The organism is Ruegeria sp. AH12, from assembly GCF_056541465.1.
Window position 1 is genome coordinate 1 of record NZ_JBQFYL010000145.1, and the last position, 734, is coordinate 734.

At 56.1% G+C, this 734-nt stretch carries 2 protein-coding genes; one reads left to right on the forward strand and one right to left on the reverse strand.

What is annotated here, in order from left to right:
- On the reverse strand, positions 1–196 hold a 196-nt coding region (locus ACR0EL_RS22220), incomplete at its 3' end, for an imidazolonepropionase-like domain-containing protein (RefSeq protein ID WP_480502320.1).
- A 138-nt stretch (positions 197–334) separates the two neighbouring features.
- Between ACR0EL_RS22220 and ACR0EL_RS22225 the strand changes: the two genes are divergently transcribed.
- Positions 335–734 (forward strand): magnesium transporter MgtE N-terminal domain-containing protein (locus tag ACR0EL_RS22225; protein ID WP_480502321.1); only part of this gene is annotated, 400 nt, incomplete at its 3' end.

The window sequence follows — 734 nt, forward strand, 5'->3', positions numbered from 1 at the left end:
TCAGCTGATCGCCATAATCCTTAATGTTGGCTTCGGGATGCGCGTCAGACAGGTCGGACGCCTGGCCCAGTGCCGCGATGCGGCCATCTTCGATCAGGACGGCTTGGTGAATTTTGGTCGCATCGGTGGGCTCACCTTCGAACGGTGATCCGTTGAAGCTAAGCACACGTCCCTTCAGAAGCGTCTTTTGCGCCATTTGTTCTGTTCTCCGCCTGTTTTGGACCGCCAACCAGCATAGGGGCGCGAAAGATGCGGGTAAATTGGACCATTGTCATTGTTTTCCGGTAGCTGCTTCTTCTATCTAGGGGCAATCGACAAGAAAGAGGGGCAGCGCATGACGACAGGCAACGACGAAGCCAGACCCGATCAGCCCCGCGATGAGGACGCCTATGCGCTGGACCCGCGAACCGTTGCGGCCATCCTTTATGCGGTTGATGTCGAAGACCGTGCCAAGCTGATTGAGCTGATGGAGCCGCTACACGCGGCCGATATCGCTGACCTTCTGGAACAGATCAATCCTTACGACCGTGCGCGCCTGATCCGGCTGTATGACAAAGAGTTCGACGGCGATATCCTGTCGGAGCTCGACGAGTCAGTTCGGGAAGAAGTGATCAATGTCCTGAAACCGGACGTTCTGGCCGAAGCCGTTCGGGATATGGAAAGTGATGACGTTGTTGACCTTCTGGAAGACCTTGAAGAGCCGCAGCAAGAAACCATCCTGGGCGCGCTTGAAG